This is a genomic window from Rhodanobacter sp. UC4438_H5 (assembly GCF_052978405.1).
This window is the reverse complement of record NZ_CM129672.1, coordinates 3,638,239-3,659,419: the sequence shown is the minus strand read 5'-3', so window position 1 is coordinate 3,659,419 and position 21,181 is coordinate 3,638,239. Positions and strand designations below refer to the sequence as shown.

At 68.0% G+C, this 21,181-nt stretch carries 35 protein-coding genes; 31 read left to right on the top strand and 4 right to left on the bottom strand.

The genetic code is table 11. From position 1 onward, the window contains the following. Nucleotides 1-143 precede the first annotated feature (143 nt). Together ACVCL9_RS16820 and ACVCL9_RS16815 are read right to left on the bottom strand one after the other, a co-directional pair. Nucleotides 144-3,383, bottom strand: coding sequence for an efflux RND transporter permease subunit (locus ACVCL9_RS16820; protein WP_447097269.1), 3,240 nt, complete (start codon nucleotides 3,381-3,383; stop codon nucleotides 144-146). Nucleotides 3,384-3,467: 84 nt separating this feature from the next. Then, nucleotides 3,468-4,685 (bottom strand): efflux RND transporter periplasmic adaptor subunit, encoded by a 1,218-nt coding sequence (locus tag ACVCL9_RS16815; RefSeq protein WP_395116293.1) that lies wholly within the window; start codon nucleotides 4,683-4,685, stop codon nucleotides 3,468-3,470. Nucleotides 4,686-5,188: 503 nt separating this feature from the next. On the opposite strand from ACVCL9_RS16815, the gene ACVCL9_RS16810 reads away from it, so the two are divergent. Further along, nucleotides 5,189-5,653 carry a c-type cytochrome gene (locus tag ACVCL9_RS16810; RefSeq protein WP_395121332.1) on the top strand — a complete coding sequence of 155 codons (465 nt, stop codon included), beginning with the start codon at nucleotides 5,189-5,191 and terminating at the stop codon, nucleotides 5,651-5,653. A gap of 651 nt (nucleotides 5,654-6,304) precedes the next feature. Here ACVCL9_RS16810 and ACVCL9_RS16805 read toward each other — a convergent pair. Beyond that, nucleotides 6,305-6,622 carry a hypothetical protein gene (locus ACVCL9_RS16805; RefSeq protein WP_447097270.1) on the bottom strand — a complete coding sequence of 106 codons (318 nt, stop codon included), beginning with the start codon at nucleotides 6,620-6,622 and terminating at the stop codon, nucleotides 6,305-6,307. A 25-nt stretch (nucleotides 6,623-6,647) separates the two neighbouring features. After that, a complete protein-coding gene (locus ACVCL9_RS16800; protein WP_447097271.1) occupies nucleotides 6,648-7,049 on the bottom strand; it encodes a helix-turn-helix domain-containing protein in 402 nt (133 codons plus the stop codon). Nucleotides 7,050-7,272: 223 nt separating this feature from the next. Here ACVCL9_RS16800 and ACVCL9_RS16795 point away from each other — a divergent pair, with 223 nt between their 5' ends. The 30 genes from ACVCL9_RS16795 (at nucleotide 7,273) to ACVCL9_RS16650 (ending at nucleotide 21,180) form a co-directional block, all read left to right on the top strand. Continuing rightward, on the top strand, nucleotides 7,273-7,629 hold the full coding sequence (locus tag ACVCL9_RS16795) for a helix-turn-helix domain-containing protein (RefSeq protein ID WP_447097272.1): 357 nt from the start codon (nucleotides 7,273-7,275) through the stop codon (nucleotides 7,627-7,629). A gap of 382 nt (nucleotides 7,630-8,011) precedes the next feature. Continuing rightward, nucleotides 8,012-8,461: a hypothetical protein gene (locus ACVCL9_RS16790; protein WP_447097273.1), complete on the top strand. Its 450-nt coding sequence runs from the start codon at nucleotides 8,012-8,014 to the stop codon at nucleotides 8,459-8,461. Beyond that, nucleotides 8,461-10,419, top strand: a complete 1,959-nt coding sequence (locus tag ACVCL9_RS16785; RefSeq protein ID WP_447097274.1) for a transposase domain-containing protein — start codon at nucleotides 8,461-8,463, stop codon at nucleotides 10,417-10,419. Before ACVCL9_RS16790 ends, ACVCL9_RS16785 begins: the two co-directional genes overlap by 1 nt. 72 nt (nucleotides 10,420-10,491) lie before the next feature. After that, nucleotides 10,492-11,460 carry an AAA family ATPase gene (locus ACVCL9_RS16780; RefSeq protein ID WP_447097275.1) on the top strand — a complete coding sequence of 323 codons (969 nt, stop codon included), beginning with the start codon at nucleotides 10,492-10,494 and terminating at the stop codon, nucleotides 11,458-11,460. Continuing rightward, entirely contained in the window at nucleotides 11,457-11,768 is a 312-nt protein-coding gene (locus ACVCL9_RS16775) for a hypothetical protein (RefSeq protein WP_447097276.1), read from the top strand. Before ACVCL9_RS16780 ends, ACVCL9_RS16775 begins: the two co-directional genes overlap by 4 nt. Before the next feature lie 9 nt (nucleotides 11,769-11,777). Then, nucleotides 11,778-12,149 carry a hypothetical protein gene (locus ACVCL9_RS16770; protein ID WP_447097277.1) on the top strand — a complete coding sequence of 124 codons (372 nt, stop codon included), beginning with the start codon at nucleotides 11,778-11,780 and terminating at the stop codon, nucleotides 12,147-12,149. Next, complete coding sequence (locus ACVCL9_RS16765; RefSeq protein ID WP_447097278.1) at nucleotides 12,146-12,466, top strand: hypothetical protein; 321 nt, start codon at nucleotides 12,146-12,148, stop codon at nucleotides 12,464-12,466. The genes ACVCL9_RS16770 and ACVCL9_RS16765 overlap by 4 nt, the downstream gene beginning before the upstream one ends. Nucleotides 12,467-12,469: 3 nt before the next feature. Next, complete coding sequence (locus ACVCL9_RS16760; RefSeq protein ID WP_447097279.1) at nucleotides 12,470-12,889, top strand: hypothetical protein; 420 nt, start codon at nucleotides 12,470-12,472, stop codon at nucleotides 12,887-12,889. A gap of 3 nt (nucleotides 12,890-12,892) precedes the next feature. Continuing rightward, nucleotides 12,893-13,048 carry a hypothetical protein gene (locus tag ACVCL9_RS16755; RefSeq protein WP_447097280.1) on the top strand — a complete coding sequence of 52 codons (156 nt, stop codon included), beginning with the start codon at nucleotides 12,893-12,895 and terminating at the stop codon, nucleotides 13,046-13,048. Continuing rightward, nucleotides 13,045-13,740, top strand: a complete 696-nt coding sequence (locus ACVCL9_RS16750) for a hypothetical protein (protein ID WP_447097281.1) — start codon at nucleotides 13,045-13,047, stop codon at nucleotides 13,738-13,740. Before ACVCL9_RS16755 ends, ACVCL9_RS16750 begins: the two co-directional genes overlap by 4 nt. Further along, nucleotides 13,737-13,913 carry a hypothetical protein gene (locus tag ACVCL9_RS16745; RefSeq protein ID WP_447097282.1) on the top strand — a complete coding sequence of 59 codons (177 nt, stop codon included), beginning with the start codon at nucleotides 13,737-13,739 and terminating at the stop codon, nucleotides 13,911-13,913. The genes ACVCL9_RS16750 and ACVCL9_RS16745 overlap by 4 nt, the downstream gene beginning before the upstream one ends. Continuing rightward, nucleotides 13,906-14,520: a DUF3164 family protein gene (locus ACVCL9_RS16740; RefSeq protein WP_447097283.1), complete on the top strand. Its 615-nt coding sequence runs from the start codon at nucleotides 13,906-13,908 to the stop codon at nucleotides 14,518-14,520. Before ACVCL9_RS16745 ends, ACVCL9_RS16740 begins: the two co-directional genes overlap by 8 nt. A 1-nt stretch (nucleotide 14,521) precedes the next feature. Beyond that, entirely contained in the window at nucleotides 14,522-14,974 is a 453-nt protein-coding gene (locus ACVCL9_RS16735; protein WP_447097284.1) for a hypothetical protein, read from the top strand. Next, entirely contained in the window at nucleotides 14,971-15,273 is a 303-nt protein-coding gene (locus ACVCL9_RS16730; protein WP_447097285.1) for a hypothetical protein, read from the top strand. The genes ACVCL9_RS16735 and ACVCL9_RS16730 overlap by 4 nt, the downstream gene beginning before the upstream one ends. Then, nucleotides 15,270-15,407 (top strand): hypothetical protein, encoded by a 138-nt coding sequence (locus ACVCL9_RS16725; protein WP_447097286.1) that lies wholly within the window; start codon nucleotides 15,270-15,272, stop codon nucleotides 15,405-15,407. Before ACVCL9_RS16730 ends, ACVCL9_RS16725 begins: the two co-directional genes overlap by 4 nt. Continuing rightward, nucleotides 15,404-15,796, top strand: coding sequence for a hypothetical protein (locus tag ACVCL9_RS16720; RefSeq protein ID WP_447097287.1), 393 nt, complete (start codon nucleotides 15,404-15,406; stop codon nucleotides 15,794-15,796). Before ACVCL9_RS16725 ends, ACVCL9_RS16720 begins: the two co-directional genes overlap by 4 nt. A 198-nt stretch (nucleotides 15,797-15,994) precedes the next feature. Continuing rightward, a complete protein-coding gene (locus ACVCL9_RS16715) occupies nucleotides 15,995-16,453 on the top strand; it encodes a gp16 family protein (RefSeq protein ID WP_447097288.1) in 459 nt (152 codons plus the stop codon). A 1-nt stretch (nucleotide 16,454) separates the two neighbouring features. Beyond that, entirely contained in the window at nucleotides 16,455-16,697 is a 243-nt protein-coding gene (locus ACVCL9_RS16710) for a hypothetical protein (RefSeq protein ID WP_447097289.1), read from the top strand. Continuing rightward, a complete protein-coding gene (locus ACVCL9_RS16705) occupies nucleotides 16,697-16,978 on the top strand; it encodes a hypothetical protein (RefSeq protein WP_447097290.1) in 282 nt (93 codons plus the stop codon). The genes ACVCL9_RS16710 and ACVCL9_RS16705 overlap by 1 nt, the downstream gene beginning before the upstream one ends. Continuing rightward, complete coding sequence (locus ACVCL9_RS16700; protein ID WP_447097291.1) at nucleotides 16,969-17,556, top strand: hypothetical protein; 588 nt, start codon at nucleotides 16,969-16,971, stop codon at nucleotides 17,554-17,556. The genes ACVCL9_RS16705 and ACVCL9_RS16700 overlap by 10 nt, the downstream gene beginning before the upstream one ends. After that, nucleotides 17,553-17,954 (top strand): Mor transcription activator family protein, encoded by a 402-nt coding sequence (locus ACVCL9_RS16695; protein WP_447097292.1) that lies wholly within the window; start codon nucleotides 17,553-17,555, stop codon nucleotides 17,952-17,954. Before ACVCL9_RS16700 ends, ACVCL9_RS16695 begins: the two co-directional genes overlap by 4 nt. Nucleotides 17,955-18,213: 259 nt before the next feature. Further along, entirely contained in the window at nucleotides 18,214-18,540 is a 327-nt protein-coding gene (locus ACVCL9_RS16690; RefSeq protein WP_447097293.1) for a hypothetical protein, read from the top strand. After that, on the top strand, nucleotides 18,537-18,731 hold the full coding sequence (locus ACVCL9_RS16685) for a hypothetical protein (RefSeq protein WP_447097294.1): 195 nt from the start codon (nucleotides 18,537-18,539) through the stop codon (nucleotides 18,729-18,731). Before ACVCL9_RS16690 ends, ACVCL9_RS16685 begins: the two co-directional genes overlap by 4 nt. Next, entirely contained in the window at nucleotides 18,728-19,480 is a 753-nt protein-coding gene (locus ACVCL9_RS16680; RefSeq protein ID WP_447097295.1) for a transglycosylase SLT domain-containing protein, read from the top strand. The genes ACVCL9_RS16685 and ACVCL9_RS16680 overlap by 4 nt, the downstream gene beginning before the upstream one ends. Further along, a complete protein-coding gene (locus ACVCL9_RS16675) occupies nucleotides 19,477-19,920 on the top strand; it encodes a hypothetical protein (RefSeq protein ID WP_447097296.1) in 444 nt (147 codons plus the stop codon). Before ACVCL9_RS16680 ends, ACVCL9_RS16675 begins: the two co-directional genes overlap by 4 nt. A 7-nt stretch (nucleotides 19,921-19,927) precedes the next feature. Further along, nucleotides 19,928-20,134, top strand: a complete 207-nt coding sequence (locus tag ACVCL9_RS16670; RefSeq protein ID WP_447097297.1) for a hypothetical protein — start codon at nucleotides 19,928-19,930, stop codon at nucleotides 20,132-20,134. After that, nucleotides 20,131-20,346 carry a hypothetical protein gene (locus ACVCL9_RS16665; protein WP_447097298.1) on the top strand — a complete coding sequence of 72 codons (216 nt, stop codon included), beginning with the start codon at nucleotides 20,131-20,133 and terminating at the stop codon, nucleotides 20,344-20,346. The genes ACVCL9_RS16670 and ACVCL9_RS16665 overlap by 4 nt, the downstream gene beginning before the upstream one ends. After that, nucleotides 20,343-20,585 (top strand): TraR/DksA C4-type zinc finger protein, encoded by a 243-nt coding sequence (locus ACVCL9_RS16660; RefSeq protein ID WP_447097299.1) that lies wholly within the window; start codon nucleotides 20,343-20,345, stop codon nucleotides 20,583-20,585. The genes ACVCL9_RS16665 and ACVCL9_RS16660 overlap by 4 nt, the downstream gene beginning before the upstream one ends. Then, the gene (locus ACVCL9_RS16655) at nucleotides 20,582-20,875 is read left to right on the top strand and encodes a DUF2730 family protein (protein WP_447097300.1); all 294 of its coding nucleotides are present in this window, start codon (nucleotides 20,582-20,584) and stop codon (nucleotides 20,873-20,875) included. The genes ACVCL9_RS16660 and ACVCL9_RS16655 overlap by 4 nt, the downstream gene beginning before the upstream one ends. Beyond that, on the top strand, nucleotides 20,872-21,180 hold the full coding sequence (locus ACVCL9_RS16650) for a VpaChn25_0724 family phage protein (protein WP_447097301.1): 309 nt from the start codon (nucleotides 20,872-20,874) through the stop codon (nucleotides 21,178-21,180). Before ACVCL9_RS16655 ends, ACVCL9_RS16650 begins: the two co-directional genes overlap by 4 nt. The last annotated feature ends 1 nt before the right edge of the window (nucleotide 21,181 follow it).

Sequence of the window (21,181 nt, the reverse complement as noted above, 5' to 3'; positions counted from 1 at the left end):
GGTGCAGGCGGCACGATGCCGGGCGGGATCCAGGCGAATCATCCCACCCTCAACGCACCAGCGGCAAAACGGTTGATCGGGACGCGAAAAGGAAAAACCCCTGCCGGCATTGCGCGGGCAGGGGCAAAGGGAAGCGATCGAGGTCACGCCGTGCCGTCGGCCCGTGCATGTTCCAGCGCACGCCGTTCCCGGCGTGCGGCGAGCCAGTCGGAGAAACGCTCCATGTACAGGTAGATCACGGGCGTGGTGTACAGCGTCACCAGCTGCGACAGCAGCAGGCCGCCGACGATCGACACGCCCAGCGGCCGGCGCAGCTCCGAGCCGATGCCGGTGCCCAGCGCCAGCGGCAAGGCGCCGAGCATCGCCGCCGCGGTGGTCATCATGATCGGGCGGAAGCGCAGCAGGCAGGCGCGGCGGATCGCGTCATGCGCGTTGAGGCCGGTGCGGCGCGCCTCGATCGCGAAGTCGATCATCATGATCGCGTTCTTCTTGACGATGCCGATCAAGAGCACGATGCCCACGATGCCGTCCACCGACAGGCTCATGCCGAACATCATCAGTGCCAGCAGCGCGCCCACGCCAGCCGGCGGCAGGGTGGAGATGATCGTCAGCGGGTGGATGTAGCTCTCGTACAGCACGCCCAGCACGATGTAGATCACCACGATCGCGGCCAGCAGCAACAGCACCTCGTCGCCCAGCGAGGAGTTGAACTCGGCGGCCTTGCCGATGAACTGGCCGCGCACCTGTGGCGGGAAGTTCAGCTCCGCGTTGATCTGGTGGATCGCCGACACCGCGTCGGACAGCGAATAGCCCGGCGCCACGTTGAACGACAGCGTCACCGCCGGCAGCTGCTGCTGGTGGCTGACCACCAGCGGTGCGCTGGTGACCTCGGCATTGGCCAGCGAGGACAGCGGGATGGTGCCGCCGCCGCCCAGCGCGATGCCGATGTTGCCGGTGTTGCCGATGCCGCTGGGGGTGGCCGAGTTGCTCGACTTCACCTGGCCGAAGCTGGTGGCGTTGCTGCCGGTCAGCGCGCCGGAGCCGTTGCCGCGCACGGTGAGCTTGTTGAGCAGGTCGCTGCTGTTGCGGAACTCCGGCGCCACCTCCAGCACCACGCGGTACTGGTTGAGCTGGGTGAAGATGGTGGAGATCTGGCGCTGGCCAAAGGCGTCGTACAAGGTGTCGTCGATGGTCTGCACCGGCACGCCCATGCGGCTGGCCTTCTCGCGATCGATGGTCAGCTTGAGCGCGTTGCCGCGGTCGGCCAGGTTGTTGCTGACGTCCGCCAGCTCCGGCCGCTGGCGCATGGCGCGGGTCATCTGGTCGGCGTACTTGGCCAGCTCGGCGGAGTCCACCTGGGACAGCGCGTACTGGTATTCGGTGGCCGACACGGTGCTGTCCAGGGTCACGTCCTGCACCGGTTTCAGGTACAGCGCCACGCCGGGGATGTCGGCCACGCTCTGCTGCAGCCGCGGCAGCAGCTGGTCCAAGCCGTCGCGGTCGCCGCGATCCTTCAGCACGATGCTGAGCTGGCCCTGGTTCAAGGTGGGGTTGATCGTGCCGGCGCCGATGAACGCCGCCACGCCGGCCACCGCCGGGTCCTTGCGCAACGCCTCGGCCACTGCCTTGGTGCGCTGCTCCATCGCCGGAAACGCAATGTTGTCGTCGGCCTGCACCACGCCGGTGATCAGGCCGGTGTCCTGCTCGGGCAGCAGGCCCTTGGGGATGGCGATGTACAGGAACACGGTCAGCACCACCGCGGCGCCGGCCACCAGCATGGTCAGGCGCTGGTGGTCGAGCACCCAGTCCAGCGAATTCTCGTACACGTGCACGGTGCGCGCCCACACGGTGCGCCTGCCGGCGGCGGCGTGGCGCTCGTGCGCGTCGTCGCCTTCCGGCAGCTGGTCGGGCTTGAGCAGGTAGGCGCACATCATCGGCGTCAGCGTCAGCGAGACCAGCATCGAGATGCTCACCGCGATGGTCAGCACCCAGGCGAACTCGTGGAACAACCGGCCGGTGACACCGGGCATCAGCAGCAGCGGCAGGAACACCGCCACCAGCGACACGGTCAGCGACAGCACGGTGAAGCCGATCTCCTTCGCGCCGATCTCGGCCGCCTCCTTGCCGCTCTTGCCCTGTTCGATGTAGCGCACGATGTTTTCGATCATCACGATCGCATCGTCGACCACGAAGCCGGTGGCCACCGTCAGCGCCATCAGCGAGAGATTGTCCAGCGACATGCCGGTGAAACTCATCACGCCGAACGTGCCCAGCAGCGACAGCGGCACCGCGGTGGCCGGAATGATGGTGGCCCACAGCCGGCGCAGGAACACGAAGATCACGCCCACCACCAGGAACACGGTGAGGATCAGGGTGAACTCCACGTCGTGCACCGAGGCGCGGATGGTCACCGTGCGGTCGGCGAACACGTCCAGGTGCACGTCGGCCGGCAGCGCGTTGCGCAGCTCGGGCAGGATGCGGCGGATCTGCTCCACCGTCTGCACGATGTTGGCGCCGGGCTGGCGGCGCACGTCCAGCAGTACCGCCGGCTTGCCGTTGGCCCACGCGGCGAGCTGGTCGTTCTCCACGCCGTCGACCACCCTGGCCACGTCGGACAGCCGCACCGGCGCGTTGCCGCGGTAGCTGATGATGGTGCTCTTGTACTGCTCGGCATCGGCCAACTGGTCGTTGGTGCCGATCGAGTAGCTCTGCGTCTTGCCGTTCAGCGTGCCCTTGGGCGCGTTGACGTTGGCCTGGGTCAGTGCGCTGCGCACGTCCTCCATGGTCAGGCCGAGATTGGCCAGTTGCGCCGGGTTGACCTGGATGCGCACGGCCGGGCGCACGTTGCCGGCGATCGAGACCAGGCCCACGCCCTGCACCTGCGACAGCTTCTGCGCCAGGATCGAGTCGGCCAGGTCGTTGACGTCGCGCAGCGGGCGGCTGTCCGACTGCAGCGCCAGGGTGAGGATCGGCGCATCGGCCGGATTGACCCGGTTGTACACCGGCGGATACGGCAGGTTGCCCGGCAGCGTGCCCTTGGCCTGGTTGATCGCCGCCTGCACGTCCTGCGCGGCGATGTCGATGTCGCGGCCCATGTTGAACTGCAGCACGATCGTCGACAGGCCCGCGGAGGAGTCCGAACTCATCATGCTGAGCCCGGAGATCTGCCCCAGGTTGCGCTCCAGCGGCGTGGTGATCAGCGTCGCCATGGTGGTGGCGCTGGCACCCGGATACTGCGTGGTCACCACCAGGCTGGGCGCCTCGATCTCCGGCAGCGCCGACACCGGCAACTGGCGAAAGCCCAGGATACCGAGCAGCAGCACCGCCACCATCAGCAGCGAAGTGGCGATCGGGCGGCGAATGAAGAGGGTGGAGAAGCCCATGACTATCCGTGACGAAGTGGGGCGGCAGTTGCCGCGTTCGAGACGCGCGCCAGCCCGCGGCAACGCCGCGGGCTCACGCGGACATCAGTGACGACCGCGGCCACCCTTGTTGTCCTGCCTGGACTTCTGCAATTCCGCCGCGGTGGGCGCGGCCGGCACTTCGCCCGGCTTGAGCGGGTTGACCTTGCTGCCGGGCTTGAGCCGGAACTGGCCTTCGGTCACCACCTTGTCGCCGACCTTGAGCCCGCTGCCGACCATCACGTGGCTGTCGCCGACTTCGCCGGCCACCACGATCGACTGCATCTTGACCGTGTTGTCGCCCTGCACGAGGTAGACATAATCGCCGTCCGGCCCGCGCTGCACGCCCTGCGAGGGGATCACCAGGCCGCCGTCGACGGTGTTCACCAGCAGCCGCACGTTGACGAACTGGCCCGGCCACAACTCGTCGTGCTCGTTGGAAAACTCCGACTTCAGGCGGAACGTGCCGGTGCTGGTGTCGATCTGGTTGTCGATCACCTTGAGCACGCCGCCGCTGGCGATCGGATGGGCGTCGACGCGATCGAGCGCGGTGACCTCCAGTGGCTTGCCGCCCTGCGCCGCGCTGCGCACCATGTCCAGGTTCTGCTCCGGCAAGGTAAACATCACGTTGATCGGGTGCAGCTGGGTCAGCGTGACGATCGCACTGGAGGTGGTCACCACGTTGCCCGGGTCCACCGCGCGGATACCGGCCAGGCCGTCGATCGGCGAGCGGATCTCGGTGTAGTCGAGCTGCACCTTGGCGTCGCGGATCGCGGCCTCGTCGGCCGCCACGGCCGCCTCGTACTGGGCCACGGTGTTCTTCTGCGTGACCTGGTCGATCTTGGCCACGTACTGGCTGTACTTGGGGTCCTGCGAGCGCTGGTAGTTGCTGCGCGCCGTGGCCAGCAGGGATTGATCCTGCTTGCGCCGGCTGACCGCCTGGTCATAGTTGGCCTGGAAGGTGCGCGGGTCGATGCGCGCCAGCACCTGGCCCTGCTTCACCGGCTGTCCTTCGGTGAACTCGATGCTGAGCAGCCGCCCGGACACCTGCGGGATCACCGTCACCGTGTTGAGCGCCTGCACCGTGCCCAGCGCCGTCAGGTACACCGGCACGTTCTGCTTGACCACCGGCACCACGGTCACCGGCACCGGCGGCGCGTCGCCGCCCTTGCCGTTGGCGCCCTTCGCCGCGCCATCGCCCGGCTTGTGCAACATGCGGATGCCGACCACGGCGATCACGACCACCGCCAGCACGATCAACGCGATCTTCCAAAAACGCGACATGTGGAACTCCTGGATTGAACCGGGGCGAGCAACCGGGGAAGGCCGCTGCCGCAGGCACCACGTGGGCAGACGCGCCCCCATGGACAAAGCATAGGTGGACGGCAACCGCTTTGAACAATGCCGGTCGACAGGGGTGGGGCATGACCGATGGCAGGGTTTTGCGCCCCGCCGCACATGGGACCGGGCCGTGTGCACAACGTTCCGGGCACCGCATCGGCATACACCCGATCGGTCACCCTGAAACTTGTCGGGCGCTTCGTTTATAATACCGGACTGGTCGCCAGCGCGCCCCCGAGGGCGCGATCCGGACACCGGCAGCAGGGGTTGGGGTGCATCGAGGTTTTCGACCCTGGCGGCTGCGGCGGTTTCGCGATTCCGGCGTGACGGTAAGGCAACAAGGCGGTCCAAGCCCGCCCACTGACAGGAGTACGTGCGTGAGCGGTCCCCTTAGCAAATCCGACCAGGGCTTCCTGCGTCAGTTCTCGCTGACCATCGGCGCGCTGATGGTTCTTACCGTGATCCTTGTGTTGTCCGCGCTGGCGATCAACAACAGCGAGCCCAAGGAAACCAATCCGAACCACCCGGCCACGGTCGCCGCACGGCTCGCCCCCGCCGGCGCCGTCTATGCCGGCGACACCGGCCGTGCCGCCATGCAGGCCGCCGCCGACCAGGCCGCCAAGGCCGCCGCCTCCCAGGTGGCCTACGGCGGCACCACCGACGGCAAGGAAATCTACGACCACCTGTGCACCAGTTGCCATACGGCCGGCATCGCCGGCGCGCCGAAGCTCGGCGACAAGGCCATGTGGGGCCCACGCATCAAGCAGGGCATCGACGTGCTGGTCAAGCATGCGATCGAGGGCTACCACGGCCCCGACGGCAATTTCATGCCGCCCAAGGGCGGCAATCCCGCGCTCACCGACGAGCAGGTCACCGCCGCCGTGCACTGGATCGTCGATCAGGCGAAGTAATTTCGGCTTCAATGAAGTTCAAGATAAACGCCGCCCTCCGGGCGGCGTTTTCGTTCGCCCCCTCTCCCTGCGGCGACAAAAGGGAGTCCCCTTGCGGGTGAGAGGGTTGGGGAGAGGGTTCCCGGCCCTGTGCGTACTCGCGGGTGAAGGGCCTTGAGCGTTCGACGCAGCATGAACCATCACACTCCTCACGCACCCTCATCCGCCCTCCGGGCACCTTCTCCCGAGGGGAGAAGGAAACCAGGTTTCGCTCCCACACCCCCATCACCCTGCCCCTCCATCCACCCCGCCACAAACCCCCGCAACTCCGGAAAAAACACTTCGAACCGCCGCTGCAACTCCTCCTGCCGCGCCACCAGTACCGGCAGCGCGGTATCCAGCGGATTGGTGTGCAGGGACACGGGGTTTGAGGAATCGGGACATGGCGGATTATAGCGGGATGGAACGGGACGAAAGCCAACAACGGCGCGGGTTTAGGGGCGTTTCGCCGTAGCAGTCGCGCCATATCGCAGGTTTGCGAAATGGGGCTGAAAAAAGGGCCAGAGACATTAGGTTTGCGAAATGAAGCCGGCGTGTGTGCCGGCTTCATGCGTCTTTGAGGGGCGTTTAAAAGTGTTGCCAGCAACGCTTTTGAACGTTGTCTGCAACAAGTTAGCGGGCGGGCGGCGCGCAAGGCGGATCGCAGGCGGCGTCGAGGGCCGCGCCCTGGCGGGCGAGTGTGGCGACCAGTTGCTCCAGTTGTGGCAGGTCCAGGCCCGTGATCGCCTCGCAGCCGGCCGAATAGACGAAATTCTCCAGGTGCTCCTGGAGCGAGTAGCGCGCGGCCAACAGCCTGGCGTCTGAAATGAGGCCCTTGCGCCGGACCGTGCCGAGCGGGCCGCTACGCAGCCACGCCGCGGACCTGGGCGGGGTCTGAACCGTCGCTTCCTGCAGCAGCTGACGGACCCTTGTCACTTTCCCTTCAAGCATGGTCTACCCCCTGTAGGTAGTGGAATCACGCCGCGAATGCGCGCGCGAAGTGAAGCACCCGGGCCTCCGGCAGCCCTTCGATGAGCAGTTCGTAGATCAGGGAAACGAGCTCGGCGTGCTTGGCCGGGGGCAGTTCCTTCTCGCCGAGTGCATCAGCGGCCAGCTGCAACGCCATCGTCAGCTCGTCAAGTCTCACGGACTGCGAAGCCTCGTCTGTTGACCATTGCGCGGGCGCTTCCCTGACCTCCTGGGCGTACATCTCCCCATCGCCAGTGGCGAGCCATTCCAGGCGAACGCCCTTCGCGGCGGCCAGCTTGACCAAGGGCCGGAATGACGGTGTGCCTCCCTTTTCATAGCGAGCGAGCTGGTCCGTGGACATCCCGGCCACCCTGGCCGCTTCCGCGCGGCTGTCGAACAGCTTGATCAACGCGGATATGCGGCGTTCAAGTTCCGGCGCTGGAACTTGGCTGGCGCGTTCAAGTTCGCTTCCAGCATTCAACATAACGAAATATCCATGTAAATCACTGGTTTAGTAAGAGTGCCGCGCATATGCCGCCGCGAACGAACTTGAATGCCGCGCATCCGCTTGACAGTGCCGCGGATATGCGTACTATCTACGTCGCAAATATCACCAAGGGGAAACGCGCCACATGTCCATCGCCACGGCTCAAAAAAAGCCAGTCGTAATCGACTGGCACGCTGCCGACGTCGTCGCCGCCCTCCGCAAGAAAGGCTGGTCGCTGCAGCAGCTCGCATTGTTCCACGGCTACGCCAGCCGGACCTCTCTCGCGAAGGCTCTTGCCCAACCGTACCCGAAGGCCGAGCAGCTGATCGCGGAAGCCCTGGGCATCAAGCCCCAGGTGATCTGGCCAACCCGCTACAACGCCGACGGAACCTCCAACCGGGCGCGTGGCATGAAGCCCATGCGCCCGGAACATATCCGCATCGTGTCCAAGGCTACCACCGTGGCGCGCAGCGGCAATCCACAAAACCCTTCGGGCCGCTAGACATGGCCGCCCTTTACCGCCTGGCCCGGGCAAACGGGCGGGGATCAGCCGGAGAGTGCCCCGCGTCGCGTCTCGCGAAAACCCCGTTTCCATTTCCTGCAGTGCGTGAGCTGGCTTGCCGCGTTGCGGCGGTCGCAGTGGCGCGTTGCCGCGCATCGGCGATGTCGTATCTCCCCAGCGCGAGCGCACAACCATTCCCCTTGGACGCCGTGTTGTACAACCGGCACGCCATCGGTCCAGCGGTTCGCGGCACGACATGGCGCGTGTTCTGGTGCCTCGCAGACGAGCGTTACCTGTGCTGCGATGCCACCGGCGCCATCATTGTCCGCAGGGTCGCCATGCTTTCCGATCGCAGTCGCTGGCAGCCGCTGGGAGAACTTCTGTGACTCGCCGGGCCGTAGGGGCGGCCTCCGGTGATCTGTTCGAGATCCCGCAACCTGTCGGCACCGCGCCTGGGTCTCTGGACTTCCGCCCGGTGGTCAGCGAGCTGATCTCCGCCATGCTGGCGGTCGCCCACAACTCGGGCATGGACCGCCACGAAGTGGCCGCGCGCGCCAGCCGGCTGACCGGCAAAGACGTGACCAAGAACATGCTCGACGGCTACACCGCGCCGGCCCGCGAGGAGTTCAACTGCCCGCTGTGGCTGGCACCGGTGCTGGAGATCGTCTGCAGCAGCACGCCGCTGGCCGCCTGGCACGTGGGCGTGCACGGCGGGCGCATGAGCGTCGGCGCCGAAACGATAGACGCCGAGATCGGACGGCTCATGCGCGAGCGTGACCTGGCGGACGCACGCATGCGCGACCTGAAAGAGCTGCGCCGGAGGGTCCGCTGATGGCCGACGGCACTGTCCACGAGCGCTGGTACGCCGCAGCCGACCTGGTGGGTCTGGCTGGCCTGCCGAGCACGCCGCAGAACATCACGAGTCGAGCCAAGCGCGAAGGTTGGCAGGCGCGCGCGCGCAGCGGCCGCGGCGGCGGGAACGAATACTCGTTTGCCAGCTTGCCGGCGATCACTCAAGCCGCGCTGCTCTTGCGCGAGCGTCCACCGCGCCCGGTCCGCGCCCGCAACACGCTGGCGCCGAGCGAGGCTCGCCTGGCCACCGTGTGGCAGCGCTTCGACCAGTCCAAGCAAGCCATGAAAGACGTGGCGGCCCTGCGCCTGCAGGCGCTCGACGCCGTCAGCGCGCTGGTGCGCGGCGGCACGTCGCTAATGCAGGCGCGCGAGATCATCGCCGCCCAGCTCCAGCGCGACGGCGTGCGCGGCGGCAGTGCCGCCAGCATCGGCCGCTGGCAGCAGGATGTGGCGCACGCCGACCGCAAGGATTGGCTCGCGCTGCTGTTGCCGCACTACAGCGGCCGCACCACCACCGTCGAGATCGAGCCGGACGCCTGGGAGCTGTTCAAGGCGGACTACCTGCGCCAGGAGCAGCCCACCGCCAGCAGTTGCTATGACCGCCTGCAGCGCATCGCCGACACGCGCGGCTGGGAGTTGCCGAGCCTCAAGACCTTCACCCGGCGTGTCATGCGCGAACTGCCGCGCGCCGTGCGAGTACTGGCCCGCGAGGGAGAGGAAGCGCTGGCGAAAACCTACCCGGCGCAGGAGCGCGACCGCTCCATGCTGGAGGCGCTCGAAGGCGTCAACGCCGACGGCCACCGCTGGGACATCAACGTGCGGTTCCCCGATGGCAGCATCGGTCGGCCGTGCATCCTCGGCTGGCAGGACCTGGGCCGCGGCAAGCTGCTGGCGTGGCGCCTGGGCGACCACGAAAACAGCGACATGGTGCGGCTCAGCTTCGGCGACATGGTGCGCACTTACGGCGTACCCGGCAGCGTGTACCTGGACAACGGCCGCGCGTTCGCCAGCAAGTGGATGACCGGCGGCACACCCAACCGCTACCGCTTCAAGATCCGCGAGGAAGACCCCACCGGCCTGATCACCGGCCTGGTCGGCGCCGACAACGTCCACTGGGTCACGCCGTACCACGGCCAGGCCAAGCCGATCGAGCGCATGTGGCGTGACTTCTGCGACCGCATCGCGCGCCACCCGGCGTTCGCCGGTGCCTACGTCGGCAACAACGTGGCCAACAAGCCGGAGAACTACGGTAGCCGCGCGATCGAGTGGGCCGAGTTCGAGCGCGTGGTGAACAGCGAGATCCACGCGCACAACGCGCGCACCGGCCGGCAGTTGAAATCCTGCGCCGGCCGCAGCTTTGACCAGGCGTTCGCCGAGAGCTACGCGCGCATCACCGTGCGCAAGGTCAGCGAGGAACAGCTGCGCCAGCTGCTGCTCGCCGCCGAGGCCGTTACCGCCAGCCCGATCGACGGCAGCGTGCGCCTGGCCGGTAACCGCTACTGGACCGAGGCGCTGAGCGAGCACGCCGGCCGCAAGGTCGTGCTGCGCGTGGATCCGTGGCACCTGCAGGGCGTGGCCCACGTCTACGCGCTGGACGGCACCTACATCGCCGGCGCCGAGTGCGTCGCGGCGGTCGGCTTCGCCGACGTCAATGCGGCACGCGAGCACGCCCGTGGCAAGAAGCAATACAAGCGCGCCGCCAAGGACATGCTCGCCGCCGAGCAGCTCATGGATGCCGCCGCCGTCGCGGCCCAGCTGCCGGACATGACGCCACCGGACACCGTCCCGGCCGGCGTGATCGCGCCGGTGTTCGGGCTGCATGGCAAGAAGCCGGAAGCGCCCGCGCCGCGCGCCGCGTCCACCGGCACCGAAGGGCCCAGCTCGCTGGACGTGTTGATGTTCCAGCGGGCCCAGCAAATGAAGGCGGAACAGATTTAAAGACGCCGCGGCGGTGTTACGAGCACCGCCGCGACTAGGTAGCAGCACCACCACAACCCAAGGGGCTAGATCATGAGCGATACCGCAACCGTACGATCAATCTATCAGGGCGACGCCGACCTCCGCGACCAGGTGCAGGCGTGCATGGCGCGCGACAAGCGCATGAGCCAGGTCATCGTGTCGAAGGAGGCCGGCATCAGCGCGGCCACCCTCAACCAGTGGCTGGCCGGCAAGTACCAGGGCGACAACGAAGGCATCGACGGCAAGATGCGGCTGTGGCTGGAGGCCGACATGGCCCGCCGCGCCGCCGGCAGCGCCATGCCGGTCGCGCCCGGCTACATCAGCACGCCCACCAGCGGCCGCGTGCTCGGCGCCCTGGCGTACGCACAGATGGCGGGCGACATCGCCATCGCCTACGGCAACGCCGGCGTCGGCAAGACCGCCAGTTGCCAGCACTACCGCACCAGCAGCCCCAGCGTGTGGATCGCCACCATGACGCCCAGCACGTCCGGCGTGGTCACCGCCCTGCAGGAGGTCTGCGAGGCGCTGGGGCTGGATTCCAGCGGCGGCGCGCGGGCGATGAACAAACGCATCGAGCGCCGCGTGCGCGACACCCACGGCCTGCTGATCATCGACGAGTCGCAGCACCTGTCCGTGCAGGCGCTCGACGAGCTGCGCAGCATCCACGACGCCACCGGCATCGGCCTGGCTTTCGTCGGCAATGACGGCGTGTTCGCGCGCATGGCCGGCGGGCGCAATGCCCAGCAGCTGGATCGCCTGTACAGCCGCATCGGCAAGCGCCTGCGCCTGCAGCAGAGCACCGAGGCCGACATCGTCGCGCTGATCAAGGCGTGGGGCATCGTCGACGCCAAGTGCCACGCCACCCTGATCGCCGTGGCCCGCGGCCCCGGCGCCCTGCGCACGCTCACCAAGACCCTGCGCCTGGCCAGCATGTACGCCGCCGCCGAAGGCCGCGGCGTGTGCTGCGAAGACGTGCGCGCCGCCGCTACCGAGCTTGGCTCGATGGACGGTGCCAAGTGACCGGCCTGGCCACCACCGTGCTGAGCGGTGATGCGGCGTTCCTGGTCGCTACGCAGGCCGAGCTGCTGACCAACCACAACGGCTGCGACGTCTACAAGCTCAAGACGCCGGATCTCCGCGTCGGCGTGTACGAGAGCGCCACCCGGCGCCTGGTGATCTTCGACGCGGCTGCGCTGGTGGCGCTGGCCCTGAGCGAGGTCACCGACGTACCGCAGACCGGGTTCCGCCCGATCAGCCTCGACGAGGGCGAGGCGCGCATCGAGTACCTGCATCCGGTGGCCGCCGCCGACCCGCCCAGCCGCCTGTGAGGTAGCGCCATGCAAGCCGAACTGTTCCGCAGCAACGATCTGACGCCCGACACCGTTCTGGCCGCTCTGCAGAACTGTGTCGGCGAAGCCTCCGGCGCCACCGCCGAGCAGCTGGTGCTGGCGATCACCGGCCGGCGCAGTGCCGCCGACCTACGCCGCCTGCGCACCGTGATCGAGGCGCTGCGCACGGCCGGCCACCGCATCTGCGCCAACCCGGCCCACGGCTACTACCTCGCTGCCAGCGACACCGAGCTCGACCGGACGTGCAGTTTCCTGCACGACCGGGCCATGACATCCCTCCGCCAGGTGTGCGCGATGAAGCGCGTCGCCCTGCCGGACCTGCGCGGGCAGCTGGGGCTGCCCCTGGAGCAAGCCTCATGAGCGTTTTGAACGACATTCGAGAGTCCATCCAACTGCGTTTGCGCACCCAGTCCGTCGCGGCCATGCGCGCGGTGGACAAGGCCGCCAAGGCCATCCGCTACCTGCACCTGCACGGCTGCACCGTGCAGCAGGTCACCATCCGCCCCGACCATGTCGTGATCGAGATCGACCAGCCGGGCGAATGGCTGAAAGGCTCCATGCACATCACCCGCGTGAACGGGCGGTACCGCGAGGTTGTCCGCGTCGCGCCGGTGCTGGGCTGCCAGGTGCAGTGGATCGAGCGCGAAGCGCACGTGCTGCTGCAGCGGGAGGGCTGAGCCATGCGCATCACTTTCGAGGATCACGGCCAGGACTTCCTCACCTGGCAGCTCGACAACAACGGCGTCGTGGTGGATTGCCTGCCGTTCCAGGCGACCTTCTGGTGCGGCGCCACAGTGCTGCACCCCAAGCGGCTAAAGGTGGGGTCCAAGGTGGCGTTCACGAGGGACGCCGATGCGACGACCGTCTTCACCGTCCACTATCGCGTCGCAGCGATCGAACCCGACCTGACTGCCGATGCATTCACCGCCCAGTATCCGGTCGGCACGCCATGCCGCTACTACCCGGTCGCTGGGGACAGCGAACACCTCAAGACGAAGACTCGCTCCGAAGCCTGGACGCTGGGCCACGGCGCCGTGGTCGTGAAGATCGAGGGCCGCACCGGTGGCGTCGATATCAATCACCTGGTCATGGAGGGCTGAGCCATGAAATTCGCCGTACACACCGACAAGGCCGTGTTCCATATCGAGGCCAAGACCGCGAAGGACGCCCGGGAGATCGTGCTGAAAAAGCACGGCATGCGGATCACCAAGGTGAAGGTGGTCGGCAATCAACCGCGCCAAAGCGGAGAACAGCAATGAGCCTCGTCGACGCTATCCGCACAGCGCTCAAGGACTCCGGCGCGCCGCTGACCCTGGACGATCTGATGGAGCAGCTGCCCGATACCGCCGAACGCAACGTGGTCGGCGCGGCGTGCCGCCAGCTCAAGGATCGCGGCGAGGTGGTGACTTCGGTGGAGGATGGCCGGCTGGCGTATTCCTGGGCCAGTACCGCCCCGCCGCGCGCCAAGCTGATCGGGCGCATCCGCGAGTTGCTGCGCAGCGCTTCGGAGCCACTGACCACCGCGCAGGTTTGCGCGGCGCTGCCAGATGCGAACGAGAGCAGCGTGCAGTCCATGCTATCGCAGCGCGCGCGCGCCGGTGAGTTCACCGCCTCGCGGACAGGACGCAAATTCGCCTATAGCCTCGCCGACCGCGGCGGCGTATCGGTCGCCGTGAACGTGCGCAATGTCACCACGTCCGCACCCGCCGCACCGCCACCGGCGCAGCCCCAACCGCCCGCACCGCCCGCGGCGCCCGCCACGCCCAAGTCGCCGCGCCCGCCCGCGACGAGCGAGCAGGCCGACGCGCTCGACTACGCCGTGCAGATGGCCGAGGCAGCGCGCGAGACCTACGTGCTGTCCAAGGTCGACGCCGATGTCTACACCTGGCTGCAGGCAAGCGTGCACGCCGCGCGTGCCGCCCGCGATGCCTTCAAGGCCACTGCGACATGACCGCCCGCGACAGCACGCTCCCGCCCTGCCTGGCGAACGCGCAGCGCCGGCCGCTCGACGACGAGGACGAGCTGCCGCCGTGGCTGGGCGAACGCCACCGCGACACCACGCACCACATCCACCTAGCCGCGCACGCCGCGGCGCTCGATTCCAAGGACACGCACGATGAATGACACCACCATCCCTGCCGGTCACCGCCGCGACGCCAAGGGGCGCCTGGTGCCCGAGTCGCAGATCAAGCCGATCGACCGCACCCGCGATGACCTGGTGCATGAGCTGTACGCCAAGGCCGAGGCGCTGAACCAGGCCATGCGCGAGTTCAAGCGGGCCGCGTTCGCCGACGTCGAGGCGTTCGTGGATCTGAGCGCCGAGGAGTACGGCGTGAACCTGGGCGGCACCAAGGGCAACGTATCGCTGCTCAGCTTCGACGGCGAGCTGCGCATCCAGCGCGCGATCGCCGAGCGCATCGTGTTCGACGAGCGCCTGCAGGCCGCCAAGCAACTGATCGACGAGTGCCTCACCGAATGGACCGCCGACGCCCGGCCGGAGATCGCGCTGCTGGTGCAGGACGCGTTCCGCGTCGACCAGGCCGGCAACATCCGCACCGGCAACGTGCTGGCGCTCAAGCGCCTGGCCATCGACGACGAGCGCTGGCAGCGGGCGATGGACGCCATCGGCGACGCCGTGCAAGTCGTGGGCACCAGCAGCTACGTGCGCTTCTACCGTCGCCAGGCCAACGGCAGCTACCAGGCGCTCAGCCTGGACCTTGCGGGGGTGTGACGTGGCCGAGATCCTTGGACAACGCACCACCTGCATGCTGCAGGTCAACACCAGCGGCAGTTGGCGCAACGTGCTGACGTTCGACCCGGCGCAGCGCGCCGAGATCGTCGCCAGCCTCGCCACGCTGGCCACCACGCTGGGCGACGACACCACCTGGTGCCTGCACCACCCGGACGGCAAGCGCGAGTGGCTGCACGCGGAGGACTTCGCCGCCGGCGACTGGAAGCCGATCACCGATGCCGAACCGGCGCCGCTGGTCGACGTGCTGGTTTCCGCGTACTCGCCCGACGACGGCATCCCGCACACATTCATGGCGTGGCGCGGCACGACGCCGTGCGGCTACCACGTGTGGATGATCAGCGGCGCCGAGCTTGAGCTGCGGATGCACGTCTACGCGTACCGCCCGATCATGGCGCCCGCACCCGTGCCAGCAGCGCAGCAGGTGTCGGCGTGAAGGTCCGCTATGAGATGGAAACACCGTGGCCGACCGATGTGCCCGCACCGGAGGGCATCGACGGGATCAACTGGTTCAAGCACGGCGAAATGCCCTTTGTCCCCACCATCGACATGGAGATCGACAACGGCGACGGCGACCTGCGGAAGGTGTTGAATGTCTATTGGTGCGCCGAAAATCCGCATGAAGTGACCGTCCATTTTCAAGACGATGTCGCACGCGAGTTGGGCTACTGGCGGCGCGGCGGCTGGCAATCTGATGAGTTGCTGGAGACCGCGGCCAAGGGGCGCAAACCATGAAAGCCGGCCTCCTGTTCCGCCCAGGCAGCCTCTGGATCGGCGCGCACTACTCGCCGGTCCACCGCCGCTGGTGCATCAACCTGGTGCCGTGCGTGACGCTGTGGGTTGCGCTGGCGGGTGGAGACGCGCCATGACCCGCGGCGAGCAAATGGAGCTGGAACGGCGGCTGGTGTTCCCGGGCGCGGTGGCGAAGCTCCAGTGCGACCAGTACGTTGTCGCGCTGGAAGTGCAGCGCGACAAGATGCGCATGGTCGTCATGGTGTATGTCGACGGCCACTTCAAAGGGAAGTGGATGGCCGAGGACTGCGAGGAACGCCGACGCTTCCTTCGGCCAGTGATCCGCCGGCCGAAGCCCTACACGCCCAAGCAGGTGAAGCTCCTGGGCAAGCGGTGGTGCGACGCGCAGCGCGAAAAGCACACGCACACCTACTACCTGCCGTACTGGTCGTCGGTGCGTACCCTGCTGCGCCACCTGCACAAGCACAACAGCGCGGTCGAGCTGTTCGAGCCAGCGGCCGCCTGATGCCTCGCCTCCCCAGGTATTTCGACATCGACCGCCGGGACATTGCCTGGTGGCTTGCCGAGCGCATCCTGCGCGGCCGGCCGGTGCCACTTCCCCAAGAGCTCCAAGACATCTGGGGCATGAGTAGGCCGACCGCACAACGCTGGCGCCGCTGGGCGCTCGATCGGCAACAACAACTTCAAGCACGGGACCCGGAACATGGCCACGTCAATCAGTAAACCCAAGGCGCAACGCAACCGCGAGCTGGCCGCGATCCACGTGATGGCCAGCAAGCAGCTGCGCCTGGACCGCGAGACGTACGTGGCGCTGCTGCAGCGCGTGGGCGGCGTGAACAGCTCGGCCGACCTGGACCAGCGCGGCCGCGGCAAGGTGCTGGACGAACTGCGCCGCCTGGCCGGCGAGGGCCAGAAGCAGATGCGCAACGCCGTGCACCTGCCCGCCGAACCGCAGAACGTGCGCGACGAGATCGCCGGCATGGTGGGCAAGGTCGGCGCGATCCTGGCCGAGCTGGACAAGAGCTGGAACTACGCCCACGGCACCGCCAAGCGGATGTTCAAGGTGCACCGGGTGGAGTGGTTGCGCGCGGACCAGCTGCACAAGCTGGTGGCGGCGCTGAGCTATGCGCAGAAGCGCGAACGGAAAGCCAAGGGGGAATGACATGGCAACGATGCACACCAAATACCGCTGTGACGAGTGTGGCGACATCCACGAAGATGACATCGAGGCCAGGGAGTGCTGCGCGCCGACGATCAGTGAGGTTTTTCAATGTTCGGTATGCCACGCGACGTTCGATGACGAAGACGTGGCAGAGGAGCACTGCTGGGAACACACCGACGCCGAACCGGATGTGCCCACACACGCCGAGCTCGAAGCGGCTGGCCAGCAGGTGTTGCCGCTGTGATGCACGTCACTTGCCCGCATTGCCACCAGGACTTCGCCCACCGCTCCAACGATCTGCCGTCGCGGTTCGCCATTGGCGCGCCGGTGTGGATCTACCACGGGGCCTCGCGGCGCCGCGGCACCGTGGTGGGCGTCACGTTTCGGCCGTTGACCGTCGACTACCTGGTGAGGACCGCCGCCGGTGTGGAGTGCGTCAGCAGCAGCGACGTGTCGCCGCCCGCGGAAGCGCAGCCGGTCGCCGGCAACGTCGTGCAGCTGAGCAGGGCGCCCGCATGCACGTGACCTGCCCCAGCTGCAACGAATCGTTCCCGCTGGTGGCCGGGTTCCTGGAGCCGGATGGCAAGCGCTTCGGCATGCTGCTGGCCGGCATGGAGCCGGTGCTGGGCCGCGCGACGGTGGAGTACCTGGGCCTGTTCACGCCGCCGAAGCAGAAGCTGCGCCTGGCCAGGGCGGTGAAGCTGGTCGCCGCGCTGGACGCCCTGGTGCGCGAGGGCACCGTGTGCCGCGACGAGCGCGGCGGCGTGCGCCGCCCGGCCACCGCCGCCCATTGGGCCGCTGGCATCGAGCAGATGATCGAGCAACGCGCACGGCTCACGCTGCCGCTGGCCAACCACCACTACCTGCGCGCCATCGTCTACGGCATCGCCGACCAGGCCGGCGCCGCGGCCGAGCAGGCGCGCGAAACCGCCGCCCGCTCCGGCCGGCGCGCGGTGGGCCCCAGCCCGCCCACCGTCGCCCGCGACCCGCTCGCCGAGCAGCTCGCCTACCTGGACCAGATGCGCGACTACGGCCGGCTGACCGAGCCGGAGTGGGACGCCGAGCGTGAGAAGGCATTCGCGAAGTACGGGGCCACCGCATGAGCACGCCGCTGGAAACCCTGCAGGACGTGGCGATCGACGCACCCAGCGACGTCTGGCCGAGCATGCTGGCCGAGCTGGTGGACGTGCTGCGCGCCTCGTTCCAGCGCCGCGGCCGCAGCGAGAGCGAGGCGATCGCCGAGGCGCAGCACGCGGCGCTGGCCATCGGCGAATACCTGGGCGGGCGGCAGATCTACCTGCCGCGCGGCGACCGGCTCAAGGAATGGCTGCGCGATCGGGCGATCTACCTGGAGTACAAGGGCACCAACAAGGACGAGCTCGCGCGCCGCCACGGCCTCACCGACCGCCGCATCGAGCAGATCGCGGCGGAGCAGCGCGCGGTGTACATTCGGCGCATCCAGCCGGATCTGTTCGGCGTGACGAAAGGGGAAAGCGCATGAAGAACGTGATCGATCTGGCAGGCTTCGCCTCCAGGTGAACGCATTGCGCAACACTGCACGACATCGGTAAGCTGACCACCTACAACCCCACCACCCAGCCCCGCCCTTGTGCGGGGCTTTTATTTGAGCGAAGCGCTTCGTCCACGCTCACCGCCGCACCTCTCACATCCTGACGCCACAGCGCGTAACCCCTTGCGCGCTGTACGCCGGTGGGGCTGATCCCCTGCAGCCCCGCCGGCACCCTATTCAGGAGCGGCGCATGGGCACCAGCAAATCCCGTTTGAGCACGGCTTACCAGGCGTTTGCGGCTGCGGTGAACGACTTCGGGCGCATGGCCCTGTGGGCGCTGCTTTCCCTGCTGCTGCTGGCCGCGATCGCCGCCTGGCTCAACCCGGCCAAGGTCGGCAGCTATCTGTGGATCATCAGCAAGCTGAGCCTGGCCGCGGTGCTGGGCTACGGCTTCGACCGGGCCGCCAGCCCGGACGGCCGGCCCAGCGAGCTCGAAGGCATCGAGATGGCGATGGCGCAGACGCGCCGCGCCACGCTCATGGCCGCGGCGATCATCGCGGCGGGGTTGATGCCATGAGCGCGGTGTGCCTTCTGCTGGCCATCATCTGCTGGGTGCGCGGTTGGTGCTTGTTTCCACATCGCTCCAGCGAGGCGGCCAACCCGCTGGCGCCGTACCGCGCCATCCGTGCGTTGCTTTTCATCCTGCTGGGTTGGGGTTTCTTCCTGGCCGCGATCGGCGTGCGGGTTGTCGTGGCGGTCAGCCCATGATCGGCGGCGCGCTGCTGGTTCTGATCGGCATCTCGCTGATGGCCGGTGCCACCGGGCGCCGCATGATCGGTTTCGAGATGCCGCGCGGGTGCATGCCCCAAGGCATCCTGATGCTCTGCATCGGTTTGGCGGTGCTGGCCACCGTGGCCCGCGCCACGCCCGCCAGCGCGCCGGCAACGCCGGCGCAGGTGCGCGTGGCGCTGCCGGAGGTCAACACCATGTATCGCCGCTATGTGGAGCAGGCGGTGGCCGAGGAATGGGGCGTGGATGGATCGCCCGCGCGCCTGGCCGCGCAGTTGCACCAGGAGTCGAGCTGGAACCCCCGCGCGCGCAGCCGCGTCGGCGCGGAGGGCCTGGCGCAATTCATGCCGGCGACCGGTCGCTGGATCGCCGAGAAGTTCCCGGACCGGCTGGGCCAGTTCGATCCCTGGGATCCGCAGCAGGCCGCCCTGGCGGCGGCGATCTATGACGCCTGGCTGGTCGAGCGCAACCCGGGCACCACCGCCTGCGATAGCTGGGCCTTTGGCCTGAGCGCCTACAACGGCGGGGAGAAGCGCCTGCGCCAGGAGATGCAACTGGCCGAGCGCATGCGCGAGGATCCGGGCACCTGGTTCGGAGCCGTCAGTGCCCAGCGATCGCGCAGCGTCGCCGCGTGGCGCGAGAACCGCGGCTATGTGCGCCGCATCCTGCTGGTGCTCGAGCCGGCGTACCTCGACGCCGGCTGGTCCGGCAAGGCGGTGTGCTCGTGAAGCTCGTGGCCGGCTTGCTCGCCGTTGGCGCGATCGCGCTTGGCCTGCTGTGGGCGGGACACCACCGCGGCTATGACGACGGCGCCGCGGCAGTCCAGAAGGCAGCGCAGACGCAGATCCGCGCGGCAGCGACCGAACGCAACCAGGCAATCGGTGAGCGCGACGCATTGGCCCAGACACTGGCGCAGCTGCGCCAGACCCTGACCGATCAGAAGCGCGCGCTACAGGTCGCCAACTTCTACGCCGACGCGGCCATCGCCGAGTCCGGCACCTTGCGCAAACAACTGAGCGCGGCCACCGCCGCGCGTGAGCTCGACCTGAGGAAAGCCGCCCATGCGACGCCTGAATGTGCCGATCTGGCTCGCCTGCCTGTGTGCCCTGCCGTGGCTGAGCGGCTGTGGGGCACTGCGGCCGGCGCCCCGCCCGGCGCAAATCATTGAGGTTCCCGTGCCGGCATACCGCCCGCTGGATGCCTCGCTGACCAAGCCGCTGGCCGAACCGCCGGCGCCGCCGGCGCATTGCACCTGGGCCGTCGCGCCAGCGGTGTGCATGCTCGATGCGCTGATCTCGATCGAACAATGGCGCGGCGTGCTGCAGCAGGCCAACGCCGACCGCGCCACCGCGGCCAAGGTCAGCGCGGGGCCGCAGCCATGAGCCTATTCGACTGGACCAAGGATGCGCAGGCGCTGATCCGCGAGTGGCAGGGCGATGCCGCCGAGCAGGAGCGTGTCGCCAAGCGGCTCACCGGCGTTGAGCGCAGCGCGGCGATCGCGCACGGCAACACCAAGGCCGCCTGCGCCAGCGCCTTGCAGCGGTTGATGTGGACGCACGGCTTCGCGCCCGTACCAAAAGGAGTGAAGCCTTGAGCGACGACATCGACCGCGCCCAGGAGAGCGACGAGCAAGACCGGGCCCGCGCTACGGCGCAGACACTACAACGCATTGCCGACTCGCACGCACCGCGCAACGCCTCGATCGACGGCCTGTGCATCGATTGCGACGAACCCATCGAGCCGGCCCGGCTGGCCGCGCTGGACCACATGACAAGCCGTTGCGCCAGCTGCGCCACGGACCACGAACACCGCTTGAAAGGCTTCCGCCGATGAACGAGACCGTTGCCGCCGTGATCATCGCCCTGCTGGTGATCGACCTGATCGGCCTGTTCATGGTCGGGATCCGCATCAGCGGCCAGACCGCCGACAGCCGGCAGATGTGGGGCCGGTTGATCAAGCTGGAATCACGCGTGGACAACCTACCCACGCACCGCGACCTCACCGAGTTGCGCAGCGGGATCAGCGAGGTTGTGGAGACCATTGCCTCCATCAGCGGCCAAACGCAGGCCATGACCCAGATGCTGCGCACAATTCAGGAGCACTTGCTGGAGAACGACCGATGAGCAAGACCTTCACCGACCGCCTGCGCGAAGACCGCCGCCTGGTGTTGCTGCGCCTGCTCAGCGAGCAGCCCGGCTATCGCGCCAACAGCAGCAACCTGCACGCCGGCTTGTATAGCCTGGGGATCGCCGCCAGCCGCGACGACGTGACCACCGACCTGCACTGGCTGCGCGACCAGTCGCTGGTGCGCCTGGAAACGCTGCCGGAAGTGCCGGACCTGGCGATCGCCACCATCACCTCGCGCGGTGACGACGTGGTGAACGGCGTCGCAGTCGTGCCGGGCGTGCGCCGCCCAGGGCCGCGGTAAC

What these genes read in the sequence shown, in the direction of transcription:
- ACVCL9_RS16785 (WP_447097274.1), top strand. Translation starts at nt 8,461, where the DNA reads ATGGCCGACGGCACTGTCCACGAGCGCTGGTACGCCGCAGCCGACCTG.
- ACVCL9_RS16695 (WP_447097292.1), top strand. Translation starts at nt 17,553, where the DNA reads ATGAGCACGCCGCTGGAAACCCTGCAGGACGTGGCGATCGACGCACCC.
- ACVCL9_RS16650 (WP_447097301.1), top strand. Translation starts at nt 20,872, where the DNA reads ATGAGCAAGACCTTCACCGACCGCCTGCGCGAAGACCGCCGCCTGGTG.
- ACVCL9_RS16795 (WP_447097272.1), top strand. Translation starts at nt 7,273, where the DNA reads ATGTCCATCGCCACGGCTCAAAAAAAGCCAGTCGTAATCGACTGGCAC.
- ACVCL9_RS16740 (WP_447097283.1), top strand. Translation starts at nt 13,906, where the DNA reads ATGAATGACACCACCATCCCTGCCGGTCACCGCCGCGACGCCAAGGGG.
- ACVCL9_RS16815 (WP_395116293.1), bottom strand. Translation starts at nt 4,685, where the DNA reads ATGTCGCGTTTTTGGAAGATCGCGTTGATCGTGCTGGCGGTGGTCGTG.
- ACVCL9_RS16685 (WP_447097294.1), top strand. Translation starts at nt 18,537, where the DNA reads ATGAGCGCGGTGTGCCTTCTGCTGGCCATCATCTGCTGGGTGCGCGGT.
- ACVCL9_RS16655 (WP_447097300.1), top strand. Translation starts at nt 20,582, where the DNA reads ATGAACGAGACCGTTGCCGCCGTGATCATCGCCCTGCTGGTGATCGAC.
- ACVCL9_RS16725 (WP_447097286.1), top strand. Translation starts at nt 15,270, where the DNA reads ATGAAAGCCGGCCTCCTGTTCCGCCCAGGCAGCCTCTGGATCGGCGCG.
- ACVCL9_RS16810 (WP_395121332.1), top strand. Translation starts at nt 5,189, where the DNA reads ATGGTTCTTACCGTGATCCTTGTGTTGTCCGCGCTGGCGATCAACAAC.
- ACVCL9_RS16665 (WP_447097298.1), top strand. Translation starts at nt 20,131, where the DNA reads ATGAGCCTATTCGACTGGACCAAGGATGCGCAGGCGCTGATCCGCGAG.
- ACVCL9_RS16720 (WP_447097287.1), top strand. Translation starts at nt 15,404, where the DNA reads ATGACCCGCGGCGAGCAAATGGAGCTGGAACGGCGGCTGGTGTTCCCG.
- ACVCL9_RS16700 (WP_447097291.1), top strand. Translation starts at nt 16,969, where the DNA reads ATGCACGTGACCTGCCCCAGCTGCAACGAATCGTTCCCGCTGGTGGCC.
- ACVCL9_RS16765 (WP_447097278.1), top strand. Translation starts at nt 12,146, where the DNA reads ATGAGCGTTTTGAACGACATTCGAGAGTCCATCCAACTGCGTTTGCGC.
- ACVCL9_RS16710 (WP_447097289.1), top strand. Translation starts at nt 16,455, where the DNA reads ATGGCAACGATGCACACCAAATACCGCTGTGACGAGTGTGGCGACATC.
- ACVCL9_RS16750 (WP_447097281.1), top strand. Translation starts at nt 13,045, where the DNA reads ATGAGCCTCGTCGACGCTATCCGCACAGCGCTCAAGGACTCCGGCGCG.
- ACVCL9_RS16680 (WP_447097295.1), top strand. Translation starts at nt 18,728, where the DNA reads ATGATCGGCGGCGCGCTGCTGGTTCTGATCGGCATCTCGCTGATGGCC.
- ACVCL9_RS16755 (WP_447097280.1), top strand. Translation starts at nt 12,893, where the DNA reads ATGAAATTCGCCGTACACACCGACAAGGCCGTGTTCCATATCGAGGCC.
- ACVCL9_RS16770 (WP_447097277.1), top strand. Translation starts at nt 11,778, where the DNA reads ATGCAAGCCGAACTGTTCCGCAGCAACGATCTGACGCCCGACACCGTT.
- ACVCL9_RS16780 (WP_447097275.1), top strand. Translation starts at nt 10,492, where the DNA reads ATGAGCGATACCGCAACCGTACGATCAATCTATCAGGGCGACGCCGAC.
- ACVCL9_RS16705 (WP_447097290.1), top strand. Translation starts at nt 16,697, where the DNA reads ATGCACGTCACTTGCCCGCATTGCCACCAGGACTTCGCCCACCGCTCC.
- ACVCL9_RS16820 (WP_447097269.1), bottom strand. Translation starts at nt 3,383, where the DNA reads ATGGGCTTCTCCACCCTCTTCATTCGCCGCCCGATCGCCACTTCGCTG.
- ACVCL9_RS16745 (WP_447097282.1), top strand. Translation starts at nt 13,737, where the DNA reads ATGACCGCCCGCGACAGCACGCTCCCGCCCTGCCTGGCGAACGCGCAG.
- ACVCL9_RS16715 (WP_447097288.1), top strand. Translation starts at nt 15,995, where the DNA reads ATGGCCACGTCAATCAGTAAACCCAAGGCGCAACGCAACCGCGAGCTG.
- ACVCL9_RS16690 (WP_447097293.1), top strand. Translation starts at nt 18,214, where the DNA reads ATGGGCACCAGCAAATCCCGTTTGAGCACGGCTTACCAGGCGTTTGCG.
- ACVCL9_RS16805 (WP_447097270.1), bottom strand. Translation starts at nt 6,622, where the DNA reads ATGCTTGAAGGGAAAGTGACAAGGGTCCGTCAGCTGCTGCAGGAAGCG.
- ACVCL9_RS16760 (WP_447097279.1), top strand. Translation starts at nt 12,470, where the DNA reads ATGCGCATCACTTTCGAGGATCACGGCCAGGACTTCCTCACCTGGCAG.